At 35.6% G+C, this 9,305-nt stretch carries 7 protein-coding genes and 1 tRNA gene; all 8 read right to left on the minus strand.

What is annotated here, in order from left to right:
• On the minus strand, positions 1 to 2,592 hold the full coding sequence (locus GX311_01740; GenBank protein NLK15100.1) for a hypothetical protein: 2,592 nt from the start codon (positions 2,590 to 2,592) through the stop codon (positions 1 to 3).
• A gap of 123 nt (positions 2,593 to 2,715) precedes the next feature.
• Complete coding sequence (nadB, locus tag GX311_01745; protein ID NLK15101.1) at positions 2,716 to 4,287, minus strand: L-aspartate oxidase; 1,572 nt, start codon at positions 4,285 to 4,287, stop codon at positions 2,716 to 2,718.
• 285 nt (positions 4,288 to 4,572) lie between these two features.
• Positions 4,573 to 4,643 (minus strand) — tRNA-Cys (locus tag GX311_01750).
• A gap of 56 nt (positions 4,644 to 4,699) precedes the next feature.
• Entirely contained in the window at positions 4,700 to 5,380 is a 681-nt protein-coding gene (mnmD, locus tag GX311_01755) for a tRNA (5-methylaminomethyl-2-thiouridine)(34)-methyltransferase MnmD (GenBank protein ID NLK15102.1), read from the minus strand.
• 23 nt (positions 5,381 to 5,403) lie between these two features.
• Positions 5,404 to 6,396, minus strand: a complete 993-nt coding sequence (locus tag GX311_01760; GenBank protein NLK15103.1) for a hypothetical protein — start codon at positions 6,394 to 6,396, stop codon at positions 5,404 to 5,406.
• A complete protein-coding gene (purD, locus tag GX311_01765; protein NLK15104.1) occupies positions 6,393 to 7,676 on the minus strand; it encodes a phosphoribosylamine--glycine ligase in 1,284 nt (427 codons plus the stop codon). The genes GX311_01760 and purD overlap by 4 nt, the downstream gene beginning before the upstream one ends.
• Before the next feature lie 158 nt (positions 7,677 to 7,834).
• Positions 7,835 to 8,479, minus strand: coding sequence for a protein-L-isoaspartate(D-aspartate) O-methyltransferase (locus GX311_01770; GenBank protein ID NLK15105.1), 645 nt, complete (start codon positions 8,477 to 8,479; stop codon positions 7,835 to 7,837).
• 213 nt (positions 8,480 to 8,692) lie between these two features.
• The coding region (locus tag GX311_01775; protein NLK15106.1) for a hypothetical protein at positions 8,693 to 9,305 on the minus strand (613 nt) is incomplete at its 5' end.

Raw genomic sequence — 9,305 nt, forward strand, 5'->3', positions numbered from 1 at the left:
TTATTCAATTTTTATATCATAAATAAAACCATCAATATGTCCAACCAATAAGTGAAAATTATTTTCATTTTCGTATCTAGTTATGGTAAATGGAGTTATGCCATGCGTTGGAAATCCTAACAACTGTTTGCCATTTTGATCAAAAAGAAAAACCTTTTTGTCTGTTCTGTCAACAACTCCTATTCCACGTTTTTTTGCGGAAAAACGATAAATGGTCGGCATATCCTGTATCTCTCCTTTAAAAATATGTGTAAAAACCTGTTTCCCCTGATTGTTAGTTACTAACAACCTGTTTTTGTCAACAAATATGTGATTTCCTTTGCCATCAGACGTAAAATCTGCGTAAATATAAAAATGTTTTTGCGATAAATCGAATAATTTTTCACGTCTTACCGTACCATCTAGCGATATCGACATAAGCTCGCCACTATTAGTAGTTGTAAACCATCGACTGCGCGAAGAACTATAAAAGAACGGCGAGTTTTGTGCTTTCCCATACAATTCACTTGGCTTGATGCGTTGGTCTCCACGCCTATCTAGAATGTAAACACGCAAGGTGTCACCTAGTAATATATAATCTTTTGTTCCTATGCAGAAATGTTGAGCGGGTGTTGTGACAATGGCATCTGTTGTACTAAAATTCCATCCGTCAACTTTATTCCCATCAATATCAATCATTGATATTGTTCTATCTTCGTGTGGAATAGCTATTCTATAGTTTTTGTTTGAATCGTAGTCAAAAAGTGCCAGCCCCGTTGTAGCTTTGCTTTTGAAAGATATAGGATATCGGTCGCTGTCATCTCCATCCATATTGGTTAAATAAAGCGTATTAGAGGTATTAAAGAGAAGTTGCCTTTTGTTATCCTTGACAACTTGGTTTATGTCGCTCAAAATAATCCCGTCAAGCTGTTTTTGCCATAAAACTCTTCCTTGGCGGTTCAACAAATACAATATGTTAGAGCTATCTTGCACTAATATTCCTGATGCATTGCTTTGCCCTAAACTTACAATGGTAGGTTTAAGTATCGATGAGTTTTCTAAACGACTTTTCCATTCATAGCTCTTGGCGGCTGCTGTTTTGTGCTTGCCAAAATCAATAACAATATTGTGATAAGGTTTCTCCATATCATAACTTACTTGCCACAGCATTTTGTATGGAAATGAACTTAACCTTTCGTTAATTGATTTATGCAACTTTTCTGATAACCAGAAAGACAACATGTCAGTTTTACTCCCTTGTTGTTGATATATTGTAATATTAGACTTGCTCGCCTTCTGCATTTTTATTGGTTGATAATCAATTGAAGCTGACATTGTTTGCTGTAAGACTAATGCGCTTATAAGATTTTTTAAAGCATCGATATCAGATGAGATATAAAGATATTCGGAAACAATAGTCATATATTTAGCATCTTTCTCTGAAAAGGCTCTACCAAAAGCCGAACCTGTTATATTACCCCACTTAGCCTGAAATATCGAAAATTTAGTCTCTTTATCGAAAACGTGTTTATGTTCCGTTGCTTCGAGCATTTGTCGTGATGCGGTTTCAATCATATTTTTCAGATTGTGCTCTGTCACGCTTGTCCCTTTTATTTTTAGTCCAACAACCGTTTGTTCGTTGTTCAACGAAAACTTGACAATTTCATTTGCAAATATTCTCTCTATCAGCTCATTAATGCTAACTCCAAATGATTTCTGAAAACTTTGATTATACTGCTTGTCGATCTCTGAAAATAACGGTATAGGTTTATCTACGGCTAAGTGGTAAAAACTTTTTGCTATTGAGGGAACAACTTTTTCAATATCTGAGTCAACTGAATTTCTATTTTTTATAACATTCATGTAATCTTTCGGTTCATGACCAGATGACAGACCGTTTACAAGTATTGTTTGATCTTTAATCCAAGTATCAAAAACCGATATTCCTTTATCACTTAGGTAAGGAAAAGTTTCAACATCGCTTTGTAAATTTACAAAGATATTGGCATCGGCGTTGATTGATGCATATTTCTCAACCGAAATCATTTTATTAGTCGCATTTTCGACACTCTTTGAAGCAACTTTTCTAACTATTCTGCAACAGCCTTCAAACGACTGATTAACAATTACTAAACCACTACAGTCCGACAATCCGTAAGTTTTGTTTTTTAAGTCGGTAAGAGTGTAAACTATATTGCCATATTCTTTTTTCTCATTTATTTTGAATGTTTTAGCAATATTTTTTTTGTAATTGTTAGTCCATTTTGTCGAATTGTGCTCATTATCAAAAGCTAACACAATGGTAAAACCATCGCTTGGGTGATAAGCCAAAAAAATTTGACTTGACATTTCGAAAAAGCTTGCTGGGATAATTCCCTGAAGCTCAGTTGTGTCGCTGAAAAACTGCTTAAACAAACTACATGACGGTTGTTCCTCGACGTTATAGAAAAAATTATGGGGATTATTTATTCTGACAACAACTTCAGTAGAGTCATCAAATACTAAAAGTGGATGTATTTGCTTAGTTGAACTCTGTTTAGAGATAATAATAACCACTAACACGAGTGTTACAGCTAATAATACAAAGAAAAATTTCAAGCCACGATTCAACATATTCCTCTGTTTGATTATTGATTACAATAATAGCAATAAAATTTGATTTTTGTCTGCAACATTTAATAATGTTTACAAACGTCTGATACACAGCGAGTTAGATATAATTTATATCCTTGCATACTAAGTCTCTTTTTTTGGAGGATAGTCAATATTATAGTGAAGCCCAATGCTCTCTTTTCTGCGCATAGCGTATTTTATAACCAAGTACCCAACATTTATAAGATTTCGTAATTCGCACAATTTTGGTATAACTGTTGAGCGTCTGTATAGCTCTTCTGTCTCTCTGTAAAGTACTTCCAAACGTTTAATAGCCCTCTCTAAACGAAGATTTGATCTTACAATTCCCACATAGTTACTCATTATATGTTGTATATCTTTAATACTCTGAGTAATAAGAACCATCTCTTCGTTAGGAGTTGTTCCTTCATCATTCCAATCAGGGATATTTTCGGGTATTGGGTGCGATTTGAATACCATTATTGCATGTTGAGCAGCTCTATCGGCATAAACAATGGCTTCGAGCAATGAATTGGAAGCAAGACGATTAGCTCCATGAAATCCCGTTGAGGAGACTTCGCCAGCTGCGTAAAGATAGTTGATATAACTCTCTCCATTTTGGTCAACTTTTATTCCGCCACATTGGTAGTGATTTGCAAAAACCACAGGGAACATATCTTTTGTAATATCAAAACCGTGTTTTTTTAAATGTTCAGCAATATTTGGGAAGTGCTGCAAAAGCCCTTTTGGATCCAAGTGCCTGCAATCAAGATAAACAAAATCACTACCATGGATTTTCATTTCCTGGTCTATGGCGCGTGCCACAACATCGCGAGGAGCTAATTCCAATCTCGAATCATATTTATGCATAAACTCCTCTCCATTCTGATTTTTAAGTTTTGCACCAAATCCCCGCAGAGCTTCGGTTATCAAAAAAGTTGGCTTTACACCCGGTGCATAAAAAGCGGTTGGGTGAAATTGAATAAACTCCATGTTTTCAATCAATCCTTTTGCTCTGTAAACCATTGATATTCCATCTCCTGTTGCAATTTCAGGATTTGTTGTGTTTAGATATAGGTTACCACTTCCACCTGTCGCAATCATAGTTACGGGCGCTAAAAAGGTCTTAACTGAATTTCTTTTTTTATCTAAAACGTAGGCACCAAAACATTCAATATCACGATCATAGCGTGTTATAATTCTTCCCAAGTGGTGTTGTGTAATAATATCGACTGCAAAGTGGTCTTCAAAAACATCAATATTTGGGTGCGATTTAACCTGATTTACTAAGCCTCGTTGTATTTCGTATCCTGTAATATCTTTAAAATGAAGTATTCTGTGCTCGGTATGTCCTCCCTCTTTTGCTAAATCAAATTTCCCTGATTCGGTTGTATCAAATTGAATACCCCATTCTAACAGTTGCTCAATTTGTGCAGGAGCCTCTTTTACAACCATTTCTACAACTGCCCTGTCGTTTAAATTACAACCAGCCTTTAGGGTATCTTCAACATGCTTCTCAAATTTATCGGGATTATATGTTACGGCGGCAATTCCGCCTTGCGCATATCGCGTATTGGTGTCGTCTAACTGTGTTTTTGTTACTATCGCAACTTTTCCGTAAGGAGCTACTTTCATTGCAAAGCTTATACCTGCAATACCGCTACCTATAACTAAAAAATCGTAATTGAGCTTCATGTGTCTAAAAATTTTCAATTAGCTTATAATGCAAATAAATTATATGCATCGTTAAACCGAATATGTCGAATGTAAAATGAAACATGTTCTGAATACAAAATTAGCAAATTTGTATTTGTGTTTTCTTCAAAAGCCTATTTATATTTGAAATTAAAAAAATCTGATATTTTAAATTAATCAACTGTAATGAGTTTTGCGTATGAAGGGGTGTTTTGAAGGAGTAAAAATTGCAACTTTTAGAGTTTTTTAAAGCTGCTAGTTTAAAACTGTTTTGCGTTTATTTTGAGGTCAGTGGCGGATTCGAACCGCCGTAACCGGTTTTGCAGACCGGGACCTAGCCACTCGGCCAACTGACCTTATTGGGAACGCAAAGATAACCATTGATGTCGGAATAAGCAAAACAAAATTTGAATTATTTCTGTTTTACTGCTCTTAATATATGTCTTTTGCCGGGGGGTCCTTGAAGTTTTACGACGCTAAAGCCCGAAGCTATAAGATTACGACGAACATCGCCCTTAGCTGAATAGGTGGTTAAAACAGCGTTATCGGTCATAGCTTGATATATTTTTGTAAATATTTCAACTGACCAAAGTTCTTGCTGTACTTTGGGCGAAAATGCGTCAAAAAACACAACATCAACGGGATTTTGCGGCAAATAGTCTGTTATATCTGTTTGAATTTTATTTAGATAAAAAATATTGATTTTTGTTTCTACATTCCATTCTGCGAAGTGTAGTTGATTATAATAATCAACATACCCCTTATTATCAAACAGTTGTCCGCAATTCAGTTTTTGAGCCAAATTTATCGGAATTGGATATTTTTCAATTGTGGTGTAAGAAATTTCTAACTTATAATCAATACCAACTTTAAGCGCAAGCAGAGCGTTTAGCCCTGTGCCAAATCCCATTTCTAGAATATTTATTCTCTTTTTGTGGGGATTGTTTAATATATAGTGCAATAGCCCCTCTTTTATAAAAACGTGCTGACTCTCTTGCAGAGCGCCTTTGGTGGAGTGATAATGTTCGCCTATTTCTGTTGAAAAAAGTGTAAAGCTCCCATCTTCAGTTTCTACAATCTTGTGTTGTGTCATGATTTGAAGAGTTGTAAAACTTATTATTGCAAGAACCCAGTTATCTCGTTAGCCCAGAAAAGAGCTATTCCGGCAATAAAAGTCAAAAACGCTATGCTTGGAATCCACTTTGATCTGCTTTGTAGTAGATATTCCGAAGTTATATATGTTAGTGGAATTATAATAAATATCAAAAAATCTGTTGAAGCATGTATAGATGCTATAACAATAATTATAAAATAAATAATTGTTATAAAGAATGTTGTGAAAAATTTGCGTGCAATTATTTTTCTGCTCCTCAATGTAAAAAGTGTTGCAAAAAATCCCATCACGGTTAATATCGACGCGACTAAATGCGGTAAATACTCCATGCTTACACTAAGGGGTATTTCTCTAATTTTCATTTTTCCCAACAATCCATTAAAAAAGAGTTCTATATCCCCAAATAAAAAGAGACCGTATCCAAATAGTATCCAAAAGGTAATAAAGCCAACTAAGCTAATTAGCAACCCTCTTATATTTAACCCATTAGTAACAAAGCTAAGTATCCAAACTAATGGTATTAAAATCACCGCAAACCAATGAAACAATGTGCCAAGTGCAATTAATAGCCCAATTTTGAACATTGCTTTAATTCCAATAACATAGTTTGAATTACTGAACAGAATATCAATACAAATAAGCCACAACAGGTTTGATAATAGAAGCGCAACTATTACTGGCGATTTTATGAAAAACAGATATAAGAGTGTGGAAATCAGAGCAGGCAAATAGCTTCTTTTCTCGATAAGTATGTGTTTATGATTAACTTGAATTATGTACATTGCTTGAACAACAATCAGCACTAATATTACTACAATTGTTGAGTATTCCCACTTAGCATTTAGCCATGCAAAAGCATCGGTAAGAGATTGAAGTGTAAACTCTTGGGCTACCGTAGTTTCTACAAAAAACACAGGTGCCCAACATATAATGGCAATGAATATTGTAAGTAATAAGTTTGACGGCAGAACGCCTTTAAAAAGTCTGATTATCATAACTCTAAAGATTTCAGATCATTTCCAATGTCAGTACGGTAATATTTCGATTTCCAGTTAATTTTTTCTATGCTGCTGTAACACTTTTTGCGAGCATCCGATATATTTTCTCCAAGTGATGTAATTGCCATTACTCGCCCACCATTGCTTAATATGGTGTCGTTTGAAATTTTTGTTCCGGCGTGAAAAACAGTGCTTTCTGTAATAGACGAAAGCCCCTCTATTGCCTCTCCTTTAGTGTAATTGCCCGGATATCCCTGACTTGCCAAAACTACTGATATTGCTGTACGTGGGTCTATCTCAACCTTATAATTGTGTAGTTTTTCCTGCCAAGTCAGGTTAAACATCTCAACTATATCAGATTTTAAACGCATCATTACAGACTGTGACTCAGGATCACCCATGCGACAGTTGTACTCAATAACATAAGGCTCGCCGTTTACGTTCATTAGACCTATAAAGATAAATCCCTTATAATCAATTGATTCTTTATATATTCCTTCTATAGTTGGTTTAATAATTTTATCAACAACCTTTTGTGTAAACTTACTATCGCAGAATGGAACTGGAGAGACTGAACCCATACCACCTGTATTTAAACCTTGGTCGTTATCGCCAATACGTTTGTAGTCTTTGGCTTCGGGCAATATGACAAACGATTTTCCATCGGTTAAAATAAAATACGAAACTTCAATGCCCGATAAAAACTCTTCAATAACAATGTTGTCACCTGCTTTTCCGAACATTCCGTCAAGCATTTGGCGCAGTGTTCTTTTTGCTTCTGTAATATCGGGTGTGATTATTACACCTTTGCCGGCGGCCAAGCCATCTGCTTTCAAAACATACGGAGGCTTAAGTGTTTCCAGAAACTTCTCACCTTCTGATATATTTGATTTTGAAACAGTTAAAAAACGTGCTGTAGGTATATTATATTTTACCATAAACTCCTTTGCAAACTGCTTCGACCCTTCAAGCTGTGCCCCTTGTGATGACGGTCCAATAACTGCAATTTTTGAAAGTTCGCTGTGCGATTTGAAATAGTCGTAAATGCCATTCACTAAAGGCTCTTCTGGACCTACCACAACCATTTTAATATTATTTTCGAGCGCAAATTTACCTACTGCATTAAAGTCGTTGGGATTTATTTCAACATTTGTTCCTTCGCTTGCTGTACCTGCGTTTCCTGGAGCTATATAAAGCTTTTTAACAAGTTTACTTTGTTTAATTTTGTATGCAAGTGCGTGTTCGCGTCCTCCGGAACCTAAAAGAAGAATGCTCATTGTTATTTGTTATTGTCCGATAAAAAAGTGGTCAAACATGGTTGTCTTTCACAATTTATCGTACTTTGACAACTAATTTTAAAAGTACGATTAGCAAAAGTACTCATTTTTTCGGATAATCTGTTTTACTATTGGAATTTATACCGATTGGACATATACTATTCAGTGCCACTTACCATTGGAACAAATGAGAATAGTCCAAAATCCTCAGTCTTAAATTCTGTTTCTGAAAGTTTTGTGACTCTTTGCATCGTTTGAGCACTCCCTTTATCAACAGGAATGACTATATATCCACCAATAGCCAATTGCTCTTTTAAAGCCTCCGGAACAAATGGCGCTCCGCATGTGACAAGTATTTTATCAAATGGTCCGTAAGTTGGTTTCCCTGCGTAGCCATCGCCAAAAAAACCACGAATATTAAATCCTAACTGTAAAAACAGGCGTTGTGACGATTTAAAGAGTTCTTTTTGACGCTCTATTGTGAAAACTTTTGCCCCCATTTGCGCCAATATAGCAGCTTGATACCCTGATCCTGTGCCAATTTCCAACACTTTTTCCCTTGGTTTGACTTCGAGTAGCTGTGTTTGAAATGCAACCGTATATGGCTGACTGATAGTTTGCCCTGCAGCAATTGGGTACGCCTTGTCAATATATGCATAATCGAGCAAACCTATATCAAAAAACTGGTGGCGAGGGACTGTCATCATTGCGTCTAAGACTCGCTTATCGGTAATGCCTTTATTACTAAGTGATTGAATTAATTGACTTCTAAGTCCTTTATATTTAAAATCATCGGGAATCATAGTAGATTTATTTTAACTGCGAATTTAAACAAAAGTTTGTAATGTAGAGGCTTTCTCAAAAGTCTCATTTTACAAAAAAGCGGTAAGGTGGCTCAGAAGTGTCCAAATGCAAGGCACTGAGATTGAGGGCGAAGGAGCGTACATGAAGTACGTGACTGAGTCCGAATATCGAAGTAACGCAGCAGTTGGGCACTTATGAGACACCGCCTACTATTAAACTTGTGAGTGTTGTACAAGATCACGAAGCGACTTGAGCATATTGCCCACATGCAATATCATCACCTTTGTTTCTTGTAATATTGTGAGATACAAAACGCTGTTTCGTGTATTAACATCACCCGTTTTTATTCGCTTGATTTGCGCCAGTCGAGCCTTTTCAATCATTTTTTGTATATCGCTAATCTTTTTAACAACCTCTTTTGTTTTGTAATGTTCGTTTTCCATTATTAAATGTAGGGCAAGATTGAAAAAATCTGACATTTTTTCCGATATCTCTCCCAATTCGTGCTGTTGTTGGGCGGCAATAGGTTTGTGATTGTTATTCACATGTTCAAAAACAGGAGTTGTTATGAAGTTCAAACAATGGGCAGCTTCTCGCATATAGTCTATGGTTTGAACATAATATTGTCCGGATTCATCTGACAGTTTGTTTATACTTCGAATAACTTTATAAATGCCATTCTTCATCTCTTTTGTTTGATAGTTGAAATCAAAAGAGTCTTGATTTATGCTTCTTAGTGTTCTTCTGTCCTCCTCTATCAAACCATTTATGGTGACAAAATATATTTTCGATATTTTAATAATAGCGTTTTTTACAGAATCGTTA

It is taken from the genome of Bacteroidales bacterium (assembly GCA_012519055.1).
Lineage (GTDB): Bacteria > Bacteroidota > Bacteroidia > Bacteroidales > Salinivirgaceae > JAAYQU01.

Bases quoted from the DNA above. Each gene is read 5' to 3' on its own strand.
- GX311_01740 (NLK15100.1), bottom strand. From the start codon at position 2,592: ATGTTGAATCGTGGCTTGAAATTTTTCTTTGTATTATTAGCTGTAACA.
- purD (NLK15104.1), bottom strand. From the start codon at position 7,676: ATGAGCATTCTTCTTTTAGGTTCCGGAGGACGCGAACACGCACTTGCA.
- nadB (NLK15101.1), bottom strand. From the start codon at position 4,287: ATGAAGCTCAATTACGATTTTTTAGTTATAGGTAGCGGTATTGCAGGT.
- GX311_01760 (NLK15103.1), bottom strand. From the start codon at position 6,396: ATGATAATCAGACTTTTTAAAGGCGTTCTGCCGTCAAACTTATTACTT.
- mnmD (NLK15102.1), bottom strand. From the start codon at position 5,380: ATGACACAACACAAGATTGTAGAAACTGAAGATGGGAGCTTTACACTT.
- GX311_01770 (NLK15105.1), bottom strand. From the start codon at position 8,479: ATGATTCCCGATGATTTTAAATATAAAGGACTTAGAAGTCAATTAATT.